Below are 21,401 nucleotides of genomic sequence, written 5' to 3'. Positions count from 1 at the left end.
ATCGTCGATCACGAGTAATCGTGAGTGCGTGGTCACCCAACAGCACTCGGGATCGGCTTCCTCTCCGGCATAAACGCCAGGGCTTCCGCCAATTGGAGAAGGGTGAACGAGCTGCGGGCCACGAGCGACCGCCTGGTCGCGCTGGACGGCAGTCTCGGTGGCGGCGAGGTCGCTCCGCTGGCACTGCGCGCCTTCCAACGCACCCAACGCATCCTGGACCAGGGCAGCTACCGCGCGTCAGTCGAACGTGATCTCGAAGCGACCGCGGCGGAACTCGCCGAGGTAGCGGGCTGGTGCCTGATCGACGCCGGACGGTTCACCGAGGCGCACCGGGTCAACGCGGAAGCCCTGCGCCTGGCCGTCATAGCGGGGGACAGGAGCATGGAGTGGTTCGTGATGTCCAACGACGCCCTGGTCAGCCTGTACCAGGGCAATCCGCACGGAGCACTGCGCATCGTGCGGCGCTTCAGCGAGGCGAACCTCCCCAACCGAGTGAGAGCCTTGTTCGAGATCCGGCAGGCCCGGGCACTGGCCGCCCTCGAATCGCCGGCAGCCCTGGATGTCTTCGACAAGGCACGCTCGGAGCTCACCGAGAGTTTCACCCGCCGCGATCCCTCGTGGACCTGGTGGGTGGACCAACGAGAACTCGCGGTTCAGCGCGGCCACGTCCATGACGGACTCGGACACTCCCACGACGCGCTGCGCGACATGCTCGAATCCTGGGAACTCTCTCGCGGAAAAGAACACCTGCGGTGGGCCACCCACATCACGGCGGCGAACGCCCTACGGCTGAGCCTGCGAGTGGGTGCCCGGCAGGAGGCCGAACGAGTCATCGCCGATGTACACCAGATGCTGGGAGAGGTTTCCTCGGGACGGACGGAAAGCATCCTTCGGAGAACCGTGGCGGAGATTCCGCGGAATATCCCTTCCACCTTGTCAGGAGAACTCGAACAGATCCGCACCGAACTGGACTGACCACGGACCGAATCGCATCCCCTCGACACGAATCCGAAATTTCTTTCATATTTGCTTTCTCGCACGAAAAAAGCGGAGCCCCCTGATCGAAACCAGGGAGCCCCGTGCTACTTTGTATCCGCCAAGACTCAAAATAGCAGTGCCGAGCGTAGCACGGAATACGCTTCCCGCCACATGCGGTCCAGGCAGCGTGTGGGTAGGGCTACAAGTCCTGGCCACGGTTCACAGCCGTGCGGGCCGCCGTCAGAGGGCGTGAAGTCCGCGCGTCAGGCAACGCACGATCTAGGCGAACCCGGCCGTGTACTTGGTAAGCCCTGGCGCTCATGCTCGGGCACTCCGCCCATCACCGTGGCTCTGCCCGTAACCCCCGGCTCGGCGCGGGTCTAACACCCCGCGCGGGGTGAAGCTCCAAAGTCACAATTCCGGTATACCGAGAACCTTCACCTCCCCCTCGATCCCGGGAGAAGTGTGTCGAACACACGACACACCCGAGATCGAGGGGGGACTCGCAGCCTTACGGGTCCACGCGGCACCCGAGCCCCCGCGAAAACCCCACGGGAGTTACCGAATATTCTCGGATTCCCTCGAAAGAATGGACGGCGGCCTGATTCCGGGGTCACCAGAGGCTGTCGAGGGTCGCGGTTCGGAGTTCCCCGGCGAAAGCGGCCGGATTTCGTGCTGGAGCCATCGGATCTAGGGTCGGAACATGGCGCAGTACTACGAAGTTCACCCACGCAATCCGCAGCGGCGGGCGCTCAACCAGGCGGCCGAGATCCTCCGCTCGGACGGCCTGGTGGTCTACCCCACCGACTCCTGCTTCGCGCTCGGCTGCCGGGTGGGCAACAAGGACGGGCTGGAACGCATCCGCACGATCCGCAAACTCGACCAGCACCACCACTTCACCCTGGTGTGCCGGAACTTCTCCGAGCTCGGCCAGCTCGTCAACATCAACAACGCGACCTTCCGCGCCGTCAAGGCCACCACCCCGGGCAGTTACACGTTCATCCTGCCCGCCACCAAGGAGGTCCCCCGCAGGCTGCTGCACCCGAAGAAGAAGACCATCGGCGTGCGCATCCCCGACCACGTCACCGCCCAGGCACTGCTGGACACGCTGGACGAACCCCTGCTGTCGAGCACCCTGCTGCTGCCCGACCAGCAGGAACCGATGACCAACGGGTGGGACATCAAACAGCGGCTCGACCGCGAGGTGGACGCCGTGATCGACTCCGGCGACTGCGGGACCGACCCCACCACCGTGGTCGACTTCTCCGAGGACGAGCCCGAGATAGCCCGCTACGGCGCGGGAGATCCCACCCCGTTCGAGTAGTTCCACCGTCTTCCCGTCCCACACCTGGCGAACCAGCACGACGAGGACCGAGCGGTGAGGGATGTCCCTGGGGACATCGGCGGAGCCCGGGCGGGCCGTTGCGCGCGCGAGCACGCGCGGCAGACTGTCGAAGCGGGACCGCTCCCCGATGGATCCGGGACGGGGTCCCGGCCGGGAGCGTGGCGAGACGAACCCCAGGACGGATCGTGCCCGACGAGAGCAGGTTGATGCCCGACCAGGAAGCGAGCAGTACGAGCCACCCCCAGGGCCAGGGTCTCCACGTCGAGAGTCTCGGCGGCAACACCGTGGTGCGCAAGCGGCACGACTCCGACGATCGGGAACGTGAACTCTTCGCCGCGATCCCCGCCTCTCGGGACAGCCGTGCCGTGCTGGCCACAACGGCGTCGATACGCGAGGCAGGCTTCCTCGACACGTTGTGGCACGCCTGCCGCCGCGCGATTCTTCCCGCCCTGGCACCGGCGTCCACCGCAGCGAGACGCGGAGCGCCGAGCCAACTCTGGATCGCGGTAGGGGGACTGACTCGACCCGGTCCCCGAGGCGGTTCGATGGCCGAGGCACTCGCCACCGAACTCGACACGGACGTGCTGGTCCCCGACGGGCGGTTGGAGCTGGTACCCGGCGGCTCGCTCTACGTCACCGGCGGACGATGGCGGTTGTACCGCGCCGGTCACCCACCTCGACCGCACGTCGTGCGGTACCCGACGCCGCTGTGGGAGAAGCAGCTACCCGCCGGTCCGGTGGCCGACTCCGGGCTGCTCGCCGAACCGGTTCCGGCGGGAATGCGGATCCGCGAGGACGGGCAGGAGTTCCCTTCTCGGGAGAAGGATCTCGCGGTGCCGCAGTCCCCGCACCACCCCCGCCTGCTGCTGGGCTCTCCCGGCGCGACGCCGATCCCCGCGACACGACTGGTGTCCATGCTGAACCGGCTGTACGGGGGGCTGCGGAGGCCCTGGGAACTCGTACCGACCACGGTGGAGGAGGCCGCACCGACGCGGCTGCGCGAGCTCGCCGAACGGCTGAGCAGCGACGTGCTGGCGACCACCGGTCCCGTGCTGCACGGCGGTTCGGGCGGCGAACGGTCGGTGGTGCGGGATCCGCACTCCCCCTGGGAACCGTTTCCCGTGTCGCTGTGGCACTCGGCCACCGGCCCCGCACGGGTGGCGCTGACCGCTCGGGCGCCGCGCGGCTGGGTGAGGTTCAACCAGCTGGTCTATCGACGTGCCGAGGCCGGACCCGCCCCCGCACCGGGTGAGATGGTGGCCAGGGTCGTGCCCGGTGGGCTGGCGCTGCTGCCGTTCGCCCAGTCCGGGTTCAGGGGCGCCGCGGACGAGATCACCTTCGAGCAGCACCGGATGACCGTCTCGGTCGGATCGCCCTACGTCCCGGTGCCGCCGGAAGCCCCGCACGTGCTGCGGCAACTGCTCGACGGACTCACCCCTCGGCAGCGCGGCAGGGTTCGGCTGCTGATCCTGGGCATCGCCGACGAGCGGACGCGTGGGGAACTCACCGCCATCGCGGGTGAACCGGACGGAAGTGGTCCGGCATACCCGCCGATCTCCACAGCCGACGGTGCTCCGGAAGCCACGAGCGCCCCGCTCCCCGAGACGGACGCCCCTGACACGACCCCGAACGAAACCACGGCGCACATCCCCGCGGTCGAAAGCAGCACCCCGGCCGACAGTGCGCTGACCGACGACGGCGCGTCGGCTGACGAGGCATCCTTCCGCGACACCGACGACGAGCAGCGGCCGGTGTTCCACGCCACGCCGATACCGACGCACCGGCCGCGCACGGTCTCCGAACCGCCCCCGGAACTGCTGTCCGAGCGGGCCGACCGACCGTCTCCGCTCGACACCTCGGGCCACCCCACCCAGGCACCACCGCACACGGGAGTTCCCGAAGAACCTGCCGACACTCCACCGGCGCCGCCGTCCGACCGGGAACCGGACTCCCCGACGAGTGAGGACCCCGAGCGACCGAGGCTCGTACCAGCGCGGGCGGGTGGGACCGGCACACCGCACGACCACCACAGCACGTCCGAGGAACGCTCGCGCTTCGCCCGGGCGGTGGGTGACGACTTCGACGAGGTGCTGCCCAGTGTGAACACGGTGCTGGCGACCCATCCGGCGCTGCGGGAGAACGAGGCCGACGAGGCCAAGGCCGACTTCGTGGCGGTCATCCTCTACACCGGACGCGGCGAGAACGGGGGAAACGCGGTGAACCGGTTACTGCGCACCGGAAACACCGGAGCCGCCCGGGACTACGTGTCCTGCCTGCTCTCGGGACTGCGACGGCTGCCGGTGCACCGCGGCCCGTCCTTCCGTTTCGGTGGTTCACCGGACGGAGACGTCGAGGGCTACGAGCCGGGCGCGGTGCTGTCCGAACCCGGCTTCCTCAGCGCCACGGCGGCGGACGACCTGACCGCGAACGAGGAGCACGGCGACGTGGTGATCTGGTCGCACTCGGCACGCCGGGTCTCGCTGTTCGGGCGGAACTCGCTGCCCGAGGAGGTCGTGTTCGCCGCCGACTGCCGGTTCAAGGTCCTCGCCACGGCGGACGGGGAGACCGGTCGGCCCACGCTGCTGCTGCGGGAACTGCGGCCGGACGAGCGGACCGACCACGGTGAACTCGACGAAACCGATCTGGCCGTGCTGCCCAAACTCCGGCGCGCGCTGCGACGCAAGCACGGCACCGAACCACGAGTGCTCTCCGAGCGGGACCAGTTGGACCGGCTGAGTTCCCCGGTGGGGCTGGTGCCGACCGAACTCCGCGGCGACGCGGAAGCACCACCCACCGCTTCCGGAGCCGAAGCGGCGCGACCGGACCACACGGCAGGCGTCGCGACCACCGCACGATGAGTCGACGCCGCCCGACACGGTCTTCGACGAGGAGCGCGGCCGCAGCGAAGCCGCGGTAGGGAGAACCAGCCATGTCCGCTCGCCGCCCAGGCGTGCTCACCGATCTCGTGCTGCTGCTGAGCGCGCTGCTGTTCGCGTGTGCTCCGCAGGCGGTCGCAGCTGGTCACACGCTCCCAAGGGGGACGGCGAGCGGGTTCGAGCTCGCGGCACGGTCGGCCACCGAGCAGTGCCGTCGGCCACCGGTCAAGACGGCGCGGGCACGCCCGTGGGCACAGGAGATGCTGGCACCGGAGCGGGTCCGGGAACTCACCCGTGGCGCGGGCGTGACGGTGGCGGTCGTCGACTCCGGTGTCGACGCGACGACGCCGCAGCTGGCCGGTGCCGTACTCGACGGTGTCGACGTCCTCTCCGACGGTGGGGGAACCGCCGACACCGACTGCCTCGGGCACGGCACGTTCGTCGCCGGGATCATCGCCGCACGCCCCGCCGAGGGAACCGGTTTCACCGGAGTCGCCCCGGCCGCCACGATCCTCCCCGTCCGCGACACCCGGTCCAAGCAGGGCGGCTCGGCCGAGTCCATGGCCCGCGGCATCCGCGCGGCCACCGAGGCGGGCGCGCAGGTCGTCAACATATCGGCCAGCACGAACTACGACGACGCGGCGCTGCGCGAGGCCGTCGAGTACGCGCTGTCACGTGACGTGCTGATCGTCGCGGCGGCGGCCAACGAGGCGCAGCGGGGCAACCCGGTCCCCTACCCCGCTTCCTACCCCGGCGTGCTCGCCGTCGGCGCGATCGACTCCACCGGCGAACGCGCGGAGTTCTCCCAGACCGGGAAGTTCATCGACCTCGTCGCACCAGGTGTCGATGTGGTCAGCGTCGGACCTGGCGGCCCGGGACACTGGCAGGACAGCGGGACCAGCTTCGCCGCACCGTTCGTCTCCGGAACGGCGGCGCTGGTGCGGGCCTACCACCCGGAGCTGACCGCGGCGCAGGTCAGGCACCGTCTGACGAGCACGGCGAGCCATCCCGGCACGGAGGTACCGGACGAGGCGACGGGCTGGGGCGTGGTGGACCCGTACTCCGCTGTCACCAGCGTGCTGCCCTCGGGACAGGGCACCGGATCCGGTGCCGGGACCGTCCGGGTGGAGCACCCGGACGTGCCCCGGGACGATCCGACACCGATGCGCGTGGTGCTGATCAGCACCGTGGGGGTGACGCTGCTGATCAGCCTGGCCGCGATCGGGGCGAGGTTGGGACCGGCCGGATGGCGGCGCGGGTGGCGCCGCCGGCGCGTGGCGCGTGTCGTCGACAGCGCAGGCGCCGACGGCAACGGGAAAGACCACCCGCACGTCTCGGCCCGGTGATACCCGGACCAGCGATACCCGGTACGGGAGAACTCCGCCGGGAACGGCTCACCGCTCGGCGGTCGCGAGGGGTTCGAGCAGCGGTGTCTGCACCAGCCGCACCGTGCGCTTGCGGTTGACGAACTGGGCCCTGCCGACCGGAAGCGTCTTCGGCGGCAGCTCACCGAGGAACTTGCCCTCGTCCTTCGGGCAGGAGAACAACAACCCCGGGGTGCCCAGCTCCCACATCCGCCGCAGCACCGGGTCCATCATGGACCTGCCCGCGCCCGAGGTGCTGCGGGCGATGATCAGGTGGAAGCCGATGTCGGCGGCCTGCGGCAGCAGCGAGGCCAGCGCCTGCACCGGGTTGTTCATGCCGGTCTGCACCAGCTCGTGGTCGTCGACGACGATGAACAGCCGCCCACCGGTCCACCAGTCCCGCTTGGGCAGTCGGTCCGGGGTGATCTCCGGCCCGGGCAGCCGATCGGTGAGCAGCCCGGCCGTCTCCTCGATGGTGGTGGCGAAGGTGTCGCCGGAGACCGAGTAGCCCAGCTGGTACTCCTGCGGCACCGCGTCGTGCAGTTCGCGGCGCAGGTCGGCGAACATCAGCCGTGCCTGGTCGGGTCGGTAGTGTCGTTGCACCGAACGCGCGATGTGGCGCAGCAGGTTCGTCTTTCCCGTCTCGGTGTCGCCGAAGATCATCAGGTGCGGGGTGACGTCGAAGTCGTGCCACAGCGGCGCGAGGTCGACGTCGTCGATGCCCAGCGAGATCCTGGGCAGACCGGTACTGCCCGCCAGCGGTTCCGGCAGCTCGGAGGCGTGCACCTCCACAGGCAACAGCCGCACCGGGGGCGCCTGCGGGACGCCGGGCACCGCGACCGCCTCGACCAGGTCGGTCACCGCGTCGGCGAGGTCGTCGGTTCGGGCACGACCGTCCACCCGGGGCAGCGCGGCGAGGAAGTGCTGCTTGTCGGTGGTCAGGCCACGCCCGGGCGAGTCGGGAACCTTGGCCGCGAGCCTGCTGTTGACTTCGGACTCCACCGGATCGCCCAGCCGCAGCTCCAGCCGCGTGCCGAGCACGCCGCGCAACCACGGACGCATGTCCGACCAGCGCGCGGCGCCGACGACCAGGTGGATGCCGAAGGTCAGCCCGCGCGCGGCGATCTCGCCGAGCCGGTCCTCCAGCTCGTCGAACTCGTTGCGCACGGTGTACCAGCCGTCGATGAACAGGAACACGTCGCCGTACGGGTCCTCGTCGACGAACCGCCCCGCGCGCTTGGCACGGCGGTAGGCCGACATCGAGTCCAGGTTGTTGGCCTGGAAGGCGACCTCCCGGCGTTCGAGCAGGTTGACGATCTCCTGCACGGTGCGGGTGACCCGGTCCCGGTCCAGGCGGCCCGCCACGCTTCCCACGTGCGGCAGGTCCCGCAGCGGTGCCAGTGAGCCACCACCGAAGTCCAGGCAGTAGAACTGCGCCTCGGCGGCCGAGTGGGTCAGCGCCAGCGCGGTGATCATGGTGCGCAGCACGGTGCTCTTGCCGCTCTGCGGGCCACCGACCACGCCGACGTGCCCCTGGGCACCGGAGAGGTCAGCCGTCAGCAGCTCGCGGCGCTGCTGCGCGGGCAGGTCGATCAGTCCCAGCGGCACCCGCAGTCCGTCCTCGGTGGAGCGCTCGGTCGACCGCAGGCCGGTGTCCGGGGATTCCAGCAGCGGCGGCAGCAGATCGTCCAGCGTGGGCGAGACCCGCATCGGCGGCAACCACACCTGGTGCGCCGCCGGGCCGTGATCGCTGAGCCGGTCGATGAGCACGTCCACGAGCGAGGTCTGCGGCCCGCTGTCATCCTCCGGCTCCGGTGGGGCCTCGACGGTGCGCCGAACGCGGGGTTCGACGTAGTCACCGCCGAACGGCACCAGCTGTTCCTCGATGACCTCCTTGCTGCGCTGCCTGCGCGGGGTGCGGTAGACACCCGACACGTAGGCGGCCTTGAACCGGGAGAGGGTCTGGGTGTCCGAACGCAGGTAACCGTTGCCCGGCGTGGTGGGCAGCTCGTAGGCGTCCGGCACACCGATCACGCTGCGGCTCTCCATCGCCGAGAACGTGCGCAGCCCGATGCGGTAGGACAGGTGGGTCTCCACCTTGCTGATGCGGCCCTCGTCGAGCCGCTGCGAGGCCAGCAGCAGGTGCACGCCGAGACTGCGGCCGAGCCTGCCGATCATGGCGAACACGTCGATGAACTCGGGTTTGCTGACCAGCATCTCGCTGAACTCGTCGACCACGACGAACAGGCTCGGCATCGGATCCAGCGGCACTCCGGAACGACGCGCCTTCTCGTACTCCCGCTGGGAACTGTAGTTCCCGGCCGAGCGCAGCAGCTCCTGTCGCCGGTTCATCTCCCCGGTGAGCGCGTCCTGCATCCGGTCGACCAGTTCGATCTCGTCGACCAGATTGGTGATCACCGCCGAGGTGTGCGGCAGCCGGTCGAAGCCGAGGAAGGCGGCACCACCCTTGAAGTCCACCAGCACGAGGTTGAGCTCGTCCGAGGCGTGCGTGGTCACCAGGGCCAGTACCAGGGTCCGCAGCAGCTCGCTCTTGCCGGAGCCGGTGGCGCCGATCAGCATCCCGTGCGGCCCCATGCCGTCCTCGGCGGACTCCTTGATGTCCAGTTCGATCGGGGTGCCGTTGCCCGCGATGCCGATCGGCACCCGCATGCGCTGCCATCCCGAGCGGTCCCGGCGCAGCTGGTCGACGTCGAAGGTACGCGCGTCGGGCACGCCCAGCAGCGAGGTCAGCTCGTAGTCGGTGGTCAGTGGCTCACCGGAGTCGCCGCTGGTGCCCATCCGGTGCGGCGCGATGTCGCGCGCCAGCGCCGAGGCAGTCACCACCCCCACTCCGTCCGGTCCGCACAGCGAAGTCGTGCTCTCCCGGCCCGCGCGGTCGAAGTCGACCGTGCGGATCTCGGCGGAGTCGACCTCCAGGTGCAGCACCGAACGGTCCGCCTGCCAGGTCAGCGCGCTGTCGATGTCGACGATCACGGTGTTGCGGTAGCCACCCCCGGAGAAGCGGTGTCCGGCCGGGATGTTCACCCCGTCGACCACGACCACCACGAACGGCTCACCACTGGTGATCGGGGTGGAGGGTTCGAAGCGGGGGCGCTCGGTGTAGGAATCTCCGCCCAGGAGCTCCTCCATGTCGGTGACGTTGTCCGAGATCAACCGCAGCGGCCCGGCCCCGTCGCGACGACCGTCGTCCTGGGCGTGCGGCAGCCACTTCGTCCAGAGCCACTCCTCGCGCCGCTCGTTTCCGACGCACACGGCCACGGTCAGGTCGGCCGGTGAGTGGAAGGCGACGAGCTGGCACAGCAGCGCCCGCACCAGCGAACGTTGCGCCTCGGGCTCGCCACGCAGCTGGATCCGGGCGAAGCCGCGAAGATAGACCGCGATCGGCGCGGAGGGCAACGTGGTGTAGGTGCGCAGGAACCGGCGCAGGGCGTAGGCGCTGAGCGGTTCGAGGTCCTCGACCGGTTTGGTCTGCGGTGGGACGAGCTTGACGGCGGAGCGCTGCTGCCCCAGTCCGAGCCGGACCTCCCCGAAGTCCTCGTGCGCCACGCGGCGTTCCCAGAGGCGGTAACTACGCACCAGCGACCACAGCGACCGCGGATCCGGATGTTTCCAGATCGCCGCGCGGTGCTGCTCGCCCAACGCGTCACGCACCTTGCGCCGCACCTGCGAGAGATAGCGCAGGTAGTCCCGGCGGTCACCGGTGAGCTGGTGCTTGCGGTCGGTGGATGCCCTGGCCAGCTGGCCGAGGACCATGGTGACCATGGCGACGCCCATCAGGCCGCCACCGATGTAGGTCATCATGCTCCCGGAACGGGCCGACGAGAGCATCATCATCGTCATGGCTCCGGCCATGACCGCCATCGGCAGATACATCAGCACCGTGCTCAGGCTGTTGCTCTGCGGCTCCGGCACGCTGGGCGGTTCCTGTAGCTCCACCTGGTCCGCGGGCATCGCAGGCCCCACGCGGCGGGCCGGCCTGCGGAACAGCGTCGTGCTCAACGCGCGTCTCCTCGTTGGTGCGGGATTCCCCTTGGTGTTGCGGAGGGGCCACCCGAACGCACCAATCCCCGCGCGCGAGTGACTACCTTCCGCCGTTGTCACGGTCTCGGCCAGCCAGCCAGCCAGGAAGGAAACCGGACACCAACGTGGACGACGCCACCAAGGATGTCACAAATCAGCTCTGCCGACTACGCCTGATCGTCAAGGACAGATCGGTCGAGATGGCGCTGCCCACCGACGTCGCCCTGATCGACCTGCTGCCCGCCATCCTGCGCCACGCGGGCGGAGAACTCGCCGACGAGGGGGTCGAGCACGAGGGGTGGGTGTTGCAGCGGTTCGGCAAGCCCCCTTTCGACGAGGAACGCACCACCGCCGAACTGGGACTGCTCGACGGCGAGACGGTCCACCTGCGACCGAGGGCCGAGCGCCTGCCGCCCATCGACTTCGACGACCTCGTGGACGGAATCGCCGAACAGGCACGACGCCGCTCCGATCCGTGGTCCGAACGACTCAGCCGGTGGATGCTGCTCGCCTTCGGCGGGACCGCGCTGCTCGTCGGCCTCGTGGTGCTCGGTTCCGGCGGGCCCGGGATCACCGGAACGATCACCGCCGGGGGAACCGCCCTCGTGCTGCTGCTGACGGCCACCGCGCTGGCACGAGGGCGGGCCGACACGATCACCGCCGTCGTGCTGGCCGGCCTGGCACTGCCCTACGCGGGGTTGTGCGGCTGGTACCTGCCGCTGCTTTCCTCGCCCCAGGCGCAGGCACCGGCGTGCATCGCCTGCGCCGCGATGCTGGTGGTGGCGGGGCTGGGCATCGGACTGGTGGGAACGGCCGAGGCCGCGTTGCTGTTCGTCAGCGGGCTGTTCACCGCCGTGCCGCTGGGCATCACCGCGGTCATCGACGCGGCGTCCCCGCTGGACAGCGGCCAGGCCGCGGGGATCGGCCTGATGCTGGTGCTGCTCGCACTCGGTTTCGTGCCCACCTCCTCCTTCCGGCTGGCCGGGCTGAGCCTGCCCCCACTGCCCACGAGTTCGGAGGAGTTCGGCCAGGACACCGATCCCTTCCCGCACGAGGTCGTGGTGGAGCGCTCGGCGGTGGCCGACCGGTACATGACCGGACTGTACGCGGCGCTGGGGCTGACCGCGGTGGTGCTGTTCACGGCGCTGCTCGTCCCCGGCGGGATGTGGTCGATGATCACCACCGCCGTGGCGGCACTGCTGCTCCTGTTGCGCTCCCGACACGTCGACAGCGCACGCCAGCGTTGGCCGCTACTGATCACGGCCGGTTACGCGCTCGCCCTGGACGGCGTGGTCCTGGCGCTGGGAATGGAACCGTTCGCCCGGCTCTGGTACGGCTTCACCGCCACCCTGGTACTCGCACTGCTGCTCGTGGTGGCCAGCACAACCCTGCCCGGCCGGAAACTGGCCCCGTACTGGGGACGGGCGGTCGACCTGCTGGAGACGTTCTCCGCACTGGCGCTGGTCCCGCTGCTGCTGGCGGCGCTCGACGTCTACATGTTCGTACGCGGCCTGGCGGGTTAGCGACCGCGACCACCCCCGGTGACCGAGAACCTCCGAAGAGGTCGGGCACTTCCTCCGAGATCACCGACCGCGAACCATCCCTGGGAGAACCATGCAGTCCAGACGCGACCAGGTGCAGGCCTACTTCTTCGTGGTGGGGCGCCTGGTATCCGCGCTGATGCGGGCGAGCCCGGACGACCAGACCACCCCGACCCGCCGCTTCGTGATGGGCACGGTCATCGGAACCCTGCTGGGTGCGCTGGTGGTGGCCGGTTTCGGCATCGTGGGGCTGATCTTTCCCGGCGGCAAGACCTCGTGGCAGGCCGAGGGCACGATCGTCGTGGAGAAGGAGACCGGAGCCCGCTACCTGTACCTGAACGGCACGCTGCGCCCGGTGCTGAACCACGCCTCGGCGCTGCTGGCCCGCAACCAGTCCGGCGGTGACCCCGAGCTGGTCTCGCGGAACTCGCTGCGGGGGACACCGCGCGGCACCCCGATCGGTATTCCCGGCGCACCGGACTCGATCCCGGAGCAAAAGCACCTGAGCCGGGCACCGTGGGTGGTGTGCGCGCGGACGGCCACGAAACCGTCCGGCGAGCAGGTTCCGATCACCCACCTCCGGGTGGGCGACGGCCCGAGTAGCGGGCTCGGTTCCGACGAAGGAGTCGTGGTGTCCACACCGGACGGCACGGAATACCTGGTGTGGCAGGGCAGGCGACTGAAGCTGACCGGGCGGTCCGTGACCGAGGCGCTGGGCTACGGCGATGTGGTCCCGTTCCCGGTCGCCACCTCCTGGATCAACACCATCCCGAGCGGCCCCGACCTCGCCGCGCCGGAGATTCCGAACGCGGGATCCCGGGCGCCGGAGGTGGCGGGGGAAGCAGCCACAGTGGGCCGGATCTACGAGATGCGCAACCCGGCGCTGGATTCGGAGTCCTCGTTCTACGTGATGCGATCGGACGGGCTATCCTCGCTGACCCCGCTGGCGGCGAGCCTGCTGCTCACCGCACCCTCCTCCGGAGCACAGCCGGTCGAGATCGGGCCCGAGGCCCTGTCCACCACACCGATCTCGGAAACCGACAGCGTTCCGGAGGGCTACCCGGCGGTGCCGCCCACTCCGAGGCAGCTCAGCCAGGGCGGAAAAACCCGTCCCTGCGCCTCGTTCCGGGTCGGTTCGGGACAGTCGAACACCCCCACCATCACGCTGACCCCCCGGAACCGGAGCACCACCACCGCGAGCTCGGGCGCAGAAGAGGTGGCCGAACGGATCACGATCCCGGCCGGGCAGGGCGTGCTGGCCCGCGACCTGCCCGCCCCCGGCGTGGCGGGCGGGACGAACTACCTGATCACCAGTCTCGGGGTGAAGTACCCACTGGCCACACCGGACGTGGCTGGAGTGCTGGGCTACGGCGGGGCGGAGCCGGTGGCGGTCCCCGGATCGCTGCTGTCGCTGCTGCCCTCCGGCCCCTCGCTGGACCCGAACACCGCGACGGTGACCCGAAAACCCGGCAACACGGGCGACGACTCCCCGTGAAGGATATCCCTGTCTCGAATCGAGCACGCCCTCACGGCTGCCCGCCCGGAGCGAATCGGTGATGGACTGACTCCCGCCGCCACGGGGACATCGGCGAAAGCAGGATTCCGCCGGCGGAGGACCGCTCCGTCCGGCGACCACGGAAGAGAGGTCACATGGCCACGCAGCAGACGAGGCTCACGCAGTCCAGTCTGGCCCAGCTCGCCAATCGCCACGAAGAGGTGGCGGGCCAGATCACCAGTCAGCAGACGTCGCTCGCGAGCAGCATCGACATGCTGGCGAGTGCCAACCGCGGCGACATGATGACGAGCCTGAAGAATGTCCACCAGCAGTGGGACCAGGCGTGCAGGGACATCGTGAAGAACCTGGAGCGGATGGCCCAGGAGGTCAACCGCACCGGGCGCGAGACCCAGGACCAGGACTCCGCGACCGCTCAGCAGATCGGCCAGATACAGACCCCGGGACTGTCCAGCTTCATGTCCTGACTCCCGTTATCGAACCCGCATTCCGCACGTACGAGGAGGCCCTCCCATGGCCGACGAGATCCAGTACCAGTACGCCGCGCTGCAGCAGGGCGTCGACGACATGCAACGGGTCACCCAGCAGATTCAGCAGCAGGTCGACGAGCTGCGCCAGCAGACGCAGCAGGCCCTGCAGGACTGGGACTCGCAGAGCTCGGAGAACTACAACCAGCTCGCGGGCAGGATTCGCACGGACTTCGAGGCGATGAACCAGATGCTCACCCGACTGCGGATGGCCACCAACCAGGCGCAGGAGGACATGAGCCAGACCGACCGCAAGCTGGCGAGCAACTTCGGCTGATCCCGTCGCGGATCGGTGCACACGCGCGGCACCGGAAGCGGTGACCGCACCGCCCGGTGCCGCGTGTTCACACCGTCCCCGAGTGAGCCACAACGCCCTCGACCGCACGCAACCGAGGAACCATCTCCCATGAGCACCCAAGGCAGCCAGACCTCACTCGACGCGTCCGAGGTCCGCAAGGCGGGCAATGCCATCGGCGACATCGCCGAGGACGTCAACGGTTTCTCCGAACTCAACGACGTGCACCCGAAGGCGGGTGACTTCGCCGTGGGCTCCTGGCTCAACCAGCTCATCGCCGCACGCCGGGACACCCTGCATCAGCACTGCAACGACCTGCAGCGGACGTTGCGGGAGGTCTCCGAACAGCTCAAGCACATCGCCACGGAGATCGAACGAACGGACCGGGACAACGGCGAACAGCTGGACAAGCTCAACGCGGAGCTGCAGAGCTCCGTGAACCAGCTGCGAAGCCAGAACCCCACGCTACCGATGGCCCCGAAGGGTCCCGACTCGCAGAACGGCTTCGTCTGAGTCGCTTTCCCGACCGACTGTCTATCCGTCCTCCGAGTTCCCCGAGATCCAGGTCCGTCACCTCGTAGACCGCTTCGTTGTTCCACGGGGACTCCGCCGCATCCGAACCGGAGCAGAACACGCCCATGGTTTCCCTCAATGACACCGACTACGGCCTCGACTACCAGGAGGACAGGGAAGCCCTGAACGAGAACAGGGAGAACCAGGAGGACGAGGCCACGGAAGAGGACGGTGAAAGCACGGAGGAAGGCGAGGACGACGAGCTCACCGAGGAGGAGAAGAAGCGCAGGGAGGAGCACACCGACGACAACGGCATCCGGCACTTCTACTCCCCCGAAGAGCTCGCCGAGGACGGCGGTGACTACGACAGAGTCTGGATCAACCAGGACTACTTCGACGACAGGGTGGACGACTCCGAAACCGACTCGGAGAACGTCCTGGACCGCGAGGAGGAGTACACCGACGAGGAGTCCGAGGGCGCGCAGGACTACCTCGACGGTTCCGAGGAGACCATTTCCGAGTCCGACGAGAGCGTGGAGGTGGAGGACGCCGAGGGCACCGAGTACTCCGGCGGCGACTCCGTCGGAGTGCAGGGCTCGACTCCCCCGGCTCCGCTGGAGGACTACACCCAGTTCTCCATGTCCCAGATTGTGCAGGCGCTCAGCGGTGACGCGGGCAGCCTGCGCGCGGCAGGCACGGCTTTCGGGAACATGACCGAGAAACTCTCCACCGCGCACGAGTCCTTCCGGAACCAGGTCGACAGGCTGCAGAATTCCTTCGAGGGCGAAGCGGGCAAGGCCTTCCAGCGGTACTCCGAGAGGTTGCTGGAATCGGCCGAAGAAGTGGTCACCTCGTTGCGCGACGGCCGCTATCAGGAAGGCATCGCCGAGACGGGGGACATGGCCGCACGCGGGAAGAACGCGGTCATTCCACTGGTGAAGGCCTATGCGGAGGCGGCTGCCTACGCCGAGGCCTTCGCCTCGCTGGGTTCCTCGGTCAAGGGATCGGCCGCTGCCGCCCGATCCGCCGAGAAGATCGCGAAGGAGATTCTGGACAACGCGCGCGAAGTGGTGGCCACCGTCGCCGACACCTATCAGGCATCGGGAAGTTCGCTGACTCCGCTGACCACTTCCCTACCCGGCACCGGATACGGCAGTGGGAACGGCTACGGCAGCCAGTACGGGAACGGCACCGGATACGGGAACCAGTACGGCAACGGCTACGGCAACGGCTACGGCAACGGTTATGGCAGCCAGTACGGGAACGGATACGGAACCGGATACGGGAACAGCACCGGGTACGGAAGCCAGTACGGCAGCGGCAACAGCAACGGCTACGGAACCGGGAACGGCTACGGCAGCGGCAACCAGTACACCAACGGCAACGGGTACGGCAGCGAGACCGCTGATTCGCTGACCGAAGGTGGCACGAACGGGAGCGGCGAACGCAGCGAGAAGGAACTCGCCGCGGAGCGCGCCCGGCAGGAAGAACTGGCCCGGCAGGCTCGGCAGGACGCCGAACGGCAGGGCGAGGAGGCCGTGTCGAAGCTGGCGAACGGCGATTCGGGCTACACCGGATCGAGCGAGCGCCCGCGGAACGTCGGCGCAGGCGGTGGCGACGGAAGCGGGTCGGGGGAAGCGGCACTGAACGCGGCTCGAAACGCGTCCGAGGACGCCCGAGCCGCGGGCCGGGAAGCGATGTCCGGGTTCGAGAGCAGTAACGGCAGCGGGGGCACCGGCCAGAGTGCTGGCGGCGGTGTGCTGGGAGGTACCGGTGGCTCCGGCACCCGGGGGAACAGCAGGAGCAGCGGCAGCAGGAACAACGCCAACGGTTCCGGGAACGGCGAAAGCGGGCAGCAGGAACCGGCCATCGATCAGAGCGCCGTGGATGAGGCACTCGACGACGCCACCGGCGCGGCACGCCAAGCGGGCCAACAGGCTCTCGAAGACCTCACCGGCAGCAGCGGCAGCGGAAGTGGTGGGAATGGCGGCGGCAGCGACATACCGACCAGCAGCTTCGACCCGGCCGGAAGCGGCGGGGGCTCCGGCAACAACCAGGGCTCCGGCGACGATCAGGCCGCGATCGATCAGAAAGCCGTGGACGAGGCACTCGACGACGCCACCGGCGCGGCACGCCAAGCGGGCCAACAGGCTCTCGAAGACCTCACCGGCGACGAGGGCACCGACGGGTCCGCGGATGACGGTACGGACGCGACCGGTTCGGGCAACGGCGAGTCCGAACAGGACGGGAACGCACTCGAACCGAAACAGCTGGGCAAAGCGCTGGATGACGCCGACGACGCGGCGAAGCAGGCCGGGCGGGAGGCTCTCGAAGCACTCAGTGCCGATGCCCCGGAGGGATCCGATGCGGCCGAGCAGGAGATCGGACGGGAGCAGGCCGGTGGCGTCGTCGACGACATGGCCAACGCGGCCCGCGCCGCCGGACAGGAATCCCTGAACGAACTGCTCGGCCCCGAAGCCGCCCAGAGCGAACAGGCCCAGAACATCCTCGACGACGTCACCGAACAAGCCCGCACCGCCGGGCAGAAGAGCCTGGACGAACTCACCTCGGACGGCGGCTCCATCACCGCGGGAGACATGAGCGGAGTCGTCGACGACGTGCTGGCGAAAGGCCGTTCGGCCGGTGAGGACGCCCTGGATGCGCTGAGCTCCACCGGCGATGGGGGCGACGTGGCCGGGGCTTCTCGGGTGTCCGACGCGTTCGACGAAACCGGCGGCTCCGAGGAGAACGCGGCTCAGGGGGCGATCGACGCGCTCAACGAGGAGGGCATCGACACCGGCGGCGGTTCGGTCGAACGGGGACGGGTCGACGACATCATCGACGACATGACGGACGCGGCCCGCGCCGCCGGACAGGAATCCCTGAACGAACTGCTCGGCCCCGAAGCCGCCCAGAGCGAACAGGCCCAGGACATCCTCGACGACGTCACCGAACAGGCCCGCACGGCGGGTGAGGAGAGCCTGCGACAAGCCGCCGCGGACGGTGAACCGCTGAGCTTCGACGAGGTCGGCGAGGTGATCGACGACGTGGTGGAGACCAGTCGCACCGCGGGCGACGAGGCGATGGCCTCGCTCGACGGAGCGGAGCAGCAGAGTCGGAGCCTCAGCGACTTCCTGGCACCGCAGCGGAACGCGGCGAGCGTGGCCTCGGAGGGTGTGAGCAGCCCGAGCCTGCCCGACCTCGATTCCGACAGCGGCACGGCGCTCACCGGCGGTGGCAGCGGCGGTGTGGGCGGCATAGGCAGCGTTGGTGGTGGGGGAAGTTCGATCCCCGGCGACATGGGCGGGGGTAACACGCTCGGAACGAACGCCACGACCACGGGACTGAGCGCCACGCCGCCGAGCTCGACACCACCCACCGTCGGCCCCGGAAGCGGCACGGCGGCGACGGCGCCGGGCACGGCCGCTTCCGGCGGTCGTGGGATGCCGATGATGCCGCCGATGATGGGCGGCGGAGGGGCCGGAGCAGGCGGTGGCGGCCAGCAGGACCGGGAACGTTCGACTTGGTTGACCGAGGACAACGGCGCGTGGTTCACGAACGACGAGGAAGTCGCTCCACCAGTGCTGGGTCACGACACCTAACGCGCCGATTCGGCAGCACGTCTGGAGAGGAATCGCATGAGCACGCCGAACGGTGCCGAGCAATCGGACCGATCCGAGATAGCGCGGATGGAAGAACACCACACGCTGGACACCGCCGCCGCCGCGGTGGCCGCCGCGGATCCGCAGCAGTTCTACCGGGACGGACAGCACTTCGAGAACACCGCGCAACGCCTGCGCACGGCCAACGACGCGTTTCGACGCGAGCTGCGCAGGGTCGAGGGCGCCTGGCAGGGTCCGGGCGCGCAGCGGTTCCAAACCACGGCGCGGCGGATCATGGACACAGTGGAGCAGCTGGTCGAAACGATCTCGGCGCCGAGCTACTCGGCGTTGCACGACCATCTCGGGGACGCGGCGTCGAACGCCGGAAGGCAGCTGCGGGAGCTGCGCTCCCAACGCGAGAGCGGGCGACAGGCCGTGGTCGACGATCCGGCCATGGCCGGAACACCGGAGGGGCAACAGCAACTCCGGCACCAGGAGCAGGCGCAGAACGAGCACGCCCAACTGGTGCTGCGGGACCTGGCGAGGATCTATCAGCAGGTCGGTGGGCAGTTGCGCGAACCCCCGCCGCACAGCACGCGGGGCAACCAGGTGAGCGATGCGGTTCACCGGGACGCCGGTGACGGGGTTGATGCCGGTGTGGCTGCCGGAACGGATGCGGTCACGACCACCACGACCGGAGTCGGTTTCGTCGGTGCCGCCACCCCCACGAGTACTTACGGCCCCGTCGGGGCGGGAGCCGCCGATACCCGGTCGATGTCCTCGGACACCGACAACACAGTGCGAAGCGGTGGGGTCGGCGGCGCGGAATCCGCCTTCGCGAGCGCCCGACCCGTGACGCACGTTGTGGGGAGCTCGGAGAACACTTCGGAAACGTTCGTGAGAAGCACCGGAGCACCGGTGACACTGGCCGGTGCGGCGCGGGAAGACGGTGGCGTGCTGGGACGCGGCGACGTGAACCGGACAACCGGGATCACTCCGGACAGCGGTGATCGGGTCGGGATGAGTTCGACGGGTACCGAGGTCCCGGGCGTGCTCGCCGCTCCCGGAATGTCCGTCGGCGCCACGAACGCTCGCGGCCGGGAACGCGGCGGAGAGGAGCAGCTCGAACACCGGACCGAGCTCGAATCGGCTTCGGATCTCCCCGGCGCCGGGAACGAACCGGGAATCGATGCCGCGACGTTCGGCACCGCGGTTCCGGTTTCCCGCCCCGAGTACTCCACCCCGAGCGCACCCACCGGCTACACCACGCCCACCACGCAGGGCGACGCGGCGAGCAGCAGGGGCTCGAAGCCCGTATCCCCCGGTGCCACGGTTCCCTCCCGAGTGTCGACCGTGGTCAGCCCGTCGAGCGCCTACGGAGCGAGCGCTGCCGGGATGAGCACCGCCGGCGAGCTCGGCGGCACGACCTCGTACTCGGCCGCGAACGCCAGGGCCGCCACCGGCGGAGCCACCCCGACCAGCGCCGGACGCCTCGCGAACAGTGCCGAAGTTCCCTCCGCCGTCACCCCGGCGAGCAACGGACGGGCCGGCCTGTCCGCGAGCCCGGAAAGGCTCGGCGGAGCACCGGGCGGCTCGGTGCCACCCACGGGAGGCAACGGTGATCGGGACGACCGCGAACGCGATCGGAACACCCTGCAGTACGAGGACGAGGACGTCTGGGGCGGGGCCGGTGGCTCCGGCGGCGTGCTCGGGCGTTGACCGACATCCGAATTCCGACGATCAGGGAGGCCACATGACATCCGAGGGTTTCCGGCGCGAGATGCCCGATCTGAGCTCGGCACTGGAGGTGTTCGAGGAGGAACAGCGCAAGCTGGCCGAGTTCCAGCGCAAGCTGGCCGAGACCACCACCGTGGTGGACGCGCCGAAGAAGCTGTTCACGGTCACGCTGGACGGTAACGGCGAACTCACCGAGCTGAAGTTCAACACCACCGGCTACCGCTCGATGCCACCGGCCGAGCTCTCCGCGCTGATCACCGAGACGCTGCAGAAGGCGCGTCGGCAGAGCCTGCAGACCATGCAGGAGCTCATGGGCAGCCCGATGGGAGGCACGGATTTCAACGACCTCGCCTCCGGGCAGGCGGATCTGGCCGACGTACTCGGCAAGGTGATGGAACCGTCGCTGGATCTGGTGCGCGAGGCCAACGGCGATTCGCCGTCGAAGAGTTCCGACAGGACCGAGGACGACGGCTGGGACCGGAGCTGAGCCCACCCCCGTGAACCTTCCCCGACAACACCACGGAGACGGACATGACTTCCGAGACCTACCTCGATGTTCCGGGTACCGAGAACGCGGGGCGACGGCTGTCGCAGGCAGTCGAGGAGTTCAAGGGGTCGCTGCGAAGCCTGGACTACGAGCTGGAGCGGGACCACGGCTGCTGGAGCGACGACGAGATCGGCGAACAGTTCGAGTCGTCCTACCTGGACGAGGCGAACAAGACGCGGGAAAGCCTGCGAAAGCTGCGGGAGTCCCTCACCGAGTTCGCCGACGTGGGGCTGCCCAACGTCATATCGAACGTTCAGGATCTGGACAGTTCCTACGGTGACGTCATGAAGCAGTACCGGAGCCAGGTCGAGGAATACCGCTCGAAGATGGCGGAGCACATGCTTCCCCCGGACGACGAGGAGTCCTCGTGATCGCACGGGTCCGGTAACGCCCTTCCGGAACGGCGGTCCCACCGAGCACGGCCCGGTGGAACCGCCGCGTCACCGGCCCCGGCGCGAGCGACGAGCGCGGTGACCCCACCACGCCCCGTCGGTTCCTCACGGAACCACCCGAGCAGACCGA

The 21,401-nt window shown here is 69.1% G+C and carries 14 protein-coding genes; 13 read left to right on the top strand and 1 reads right to left on the bottom strand.

Annotated features, from left to right (window positions below; genetic code table 11):
• The first annotated feature begins 102 nt into the window (after window positions 1-102).
• From BM150_RS18975 to mycP, 4 genes are all read left to right on the top strand, one after another.
• Window positions 103-975 (top strand): NsdA family TPR-like regulatory protein, encoded by an 873-nt coding sequence (locus BM150_RS18975; protein ID WP_092928667.1) that lies wholly within the window; start codon window positions 103-105, stop codon window positions 973-975.
• 706 nt (window positions 976-1,681) lie between these two features.
• Entirely contained in the window at window positions 1,682-2,302 is a 621-nt protein-coding gene (locus BM150_RS18970) for an L-threonylcarbamoyladenylate synthase (RefSeq protein WP_092928666.1), read from the top strand.
• A gap of 206 nt (window positions 2,303-2,508) precedes the next feature.
• Window positions 2,509-5,181, top strand: coding sequence for a hypothetical protein (locus BM150_RS18965; RefSeq protein ID WP_092928665.1), 2,673 nt, complete (start codon window positions 2,509-2,511; stop codon window positions 5,179-5,181).
• Window positions 5,182-5,252: 71 nt separating this feature from the next.
• Window positions 5,253-6,545 carry a type VII secretion-associated serine protease mycosin gene (mycP, locus tag BM150_RS18960; protein WP_245755604.1) on the top strand — a complete coding sequence of 431 codons (1,293 nt, stop codon included), beginning with the start codon at window positions 5,253-5,255 and terminating at the stop codon, window positions 6,543-6,545.
• A gap of 48 nt (window positions 6,546-6,593) precedes the next feature.
• On the opposite strand, the gene eccCa is transcribed toward mycP, so the two are convergent.
• The gene (gene eccCa / locus BM150_RS18955; protein ID WP_245755603.1) at window positions 6,594-10,583 is read right to left on the bottom strand and encodes a type VII secretion protein EccCa; all 3,990 of its coding nucleotides are present in this window, start codon (window positions 10,581-10,583) and stop codon (window positions 6,594-6,596) included.
• Between the two features lie 95 nt (window positions 10,584-10,678).
• On the opposite strand from eccCa, the gene eccD reads away from it, so the two are divergent.
• The 9 genes from eccD (at window position 10,679) to BM150_RS18910 (ending at window position 21,250) form a co-directional block, all read left to right on the top strand.
• Window positions 10,679-12,127, top strand: coding sequence for a type VII secretion integral membrane protein EccD (gene eccD / locus BM150_RS18950; protein ID WP_139219588.1), 1,449 nt, complete (start codon window positions 10,679-10,681; stop codon window positions 12,125-12,127).
• 91 nt (window positions 12,128-12,218) lie between these two features.
• Window positions 12,219-13,640: a type VII secretion protein EccB gene (gene eccB / locus BM150_RS18945; protein WP_092928662.1), complete on the top strand. Its 1,422-nt coding sequence runs from the start codon at window positions 12,219-12,221 to the stop codon at window positions 13,638-13,640.
• A gap of 155 nt (window positions 13,641-13,795) precedes the next feature.
• On the top strand, window positions 13,796-14,125 hold the full coding sequence (locus BM150_RS18940; protein ID WP_092928661.1) for a WXG100 family type VII secretion target: 330 nt from the start codon (window positions 13,796-13,798) through the stop codon (window positions 14,123-14,125).
• Window positions 14,126-14,171: 46 nt separating this feature from the next.
• Window positions 14,172-14,462, top strand: a complete 291-nt coding sequence (locus tag BM150_RS18935) for a WXG100 family type VII secretion target (RefSeq protein WP_092928660.1) — start codon at window positions 14,172-14,174, stop codon at window positions 14,460-14,462.
• Between the two features lie 129 nt (window positions 14,463-14,591).
• Window positions 14,592-14,993, top strand: coding sequence for a type VII secretion target (locus BM150_RS18930; protein WP_092928659.1), 402 nt, complete (start codon window positions 14,592-14,594; stop codon window positions 14,991-14,993).
• Window positions 14,994-15,118: 125 nt separating this feature from the next.
• Window positions 15,119-18,595 (top strand): WXG100 family type VII secretion target, encoded by a 3,477-nt coding sequence (locus tag BM150_RS18925; protein ID WP_139219587.1) that lies wholly within the window; start codon window positions 15,119-15,121, stop codon window positions 18,593-18,595.
• Between the two features lie 36 nt (window positions 18,596-18,631).
• Window positions 18,632-20,314, top strand: coding sequence for a WXG100 family type VII secretion target (locus BM150_RS18920; protein ID WP_092928657.1), 1,683 nt, complete (start codon window positions 18,632-18,634; stop codon window positions 20,312-20,314).
• Window positions 20,315-20,348: 34 nt separating this feature from the next.
• The gene (locus BM150_RS18915) at window positions 20,349-20,819 is read left to right on the top strand and encodes a YbaB/EbfC family nucleoid-associated protein (RefSeq protein ID WP_217641751.1); all 471 of its coding nucleotides are present in this window, start codon (window positions 20,349-20,351) and stop codon (window positions 20,817-20,819) included.
• A gap of 44 nt (window positions 20,820-20,863) precedes the next feature.
• Complete coding sequence (locus tag BM150_RS18910; RefSeq protein ID WP_092928656.1) at window positions 20,864-21,250, top strand: hypothetical protein; 387 nt, start codon at window positions 20,864-20,866, stop codon at window positions 21,248-21,250.
• Window positions 21,251-21,401: the final 151 nt, after the last annotated feature.

The organism is Actinopolyspora alba, assembly GCF_900112765.1.
Classification (GTDB): domain Bacteria; phylum Actinomycetota; class Actinomycetes; order Mycobacteriales; family Pseudonocardiaceae; genus Actinopolyspora; species Actinopolyspora alba.
The sequence above is the reverse complement of the archived record's forward strand: the minus strand, read 5'-3'. Positions and strand labels throughout refer to the sequence as shown.

Bases quoted from the DNA above. Each gene is read 5' to 3' on its own strand.
- BM150_RS18915 (WP_217641751.1), top strand. From the start codon at position 20,349: ATGACATCCGAGGGTTTCCGGCGCGAGATGCCCGATCTGAGCTCGGCA.
- BM150_RS18970 (WP_092928666.1), top strand. From the start codon at position 1,682: ATGGCGCAGTACTACGAAGTTCACCCACGCAATCCGCAGCGGCGGGCG.
- BM150_RS18935 (WP_092928660.1), top strand. From the start codon at position 14,172: ATGGCCGACGAGATCCAGTACCAGTACGCCGCGCTGCAGCAGGGCGTC.
- BM150_RS18930 (WP_092928659.1), top strand. From the start codon at position 14,592: ATGAGCACCCAAGGCAGCCAGACCTCACTCGACGCGTCCGAGGTCCGC.
- BM150_RS18925 (WP_139219587.1), top strand. From the start codon at position 15,119: ATGGTTTCCCTCAATGACACCGACTACGGCCTCGACTACCAGGAGGAC.
- BM150_RS18910 (WP_092928656.1), top strand. From the start codon at position 20,864: ATGACTTCCGAGACCTACCTCGATGTTCCGGGTACCGAGAACGCGGGG.
- eccB (WP_092928662.1), top strand. From the start codon at position 12,219: ATGCAGTCCAGACGCGACCAGGTGCAGGCCTACTTCTTCGTGGTGGGG.
- mycP (WP_245755604.1), top strand. From the start codon at position 5,253: ATGTCCGCTCGCCGCCCAGGCGTGCTCACCGATCTCGTGCTGCTGCTG.
- BM150_RS18940 (WP_092928661.1), top strand. From the start codon at position 13,796: ATGGCCACGCAGCAGACGAGGCTCACGCAGTCCAGTCTGGCCCAGCTC.
- BM150_RS18920 (WP_092928657.1), top strand. From the start codon at position 18,632: ATGAGCACGCCGAACGGTGCCGAGCAATCGGACCGATCCGAGATAGCG.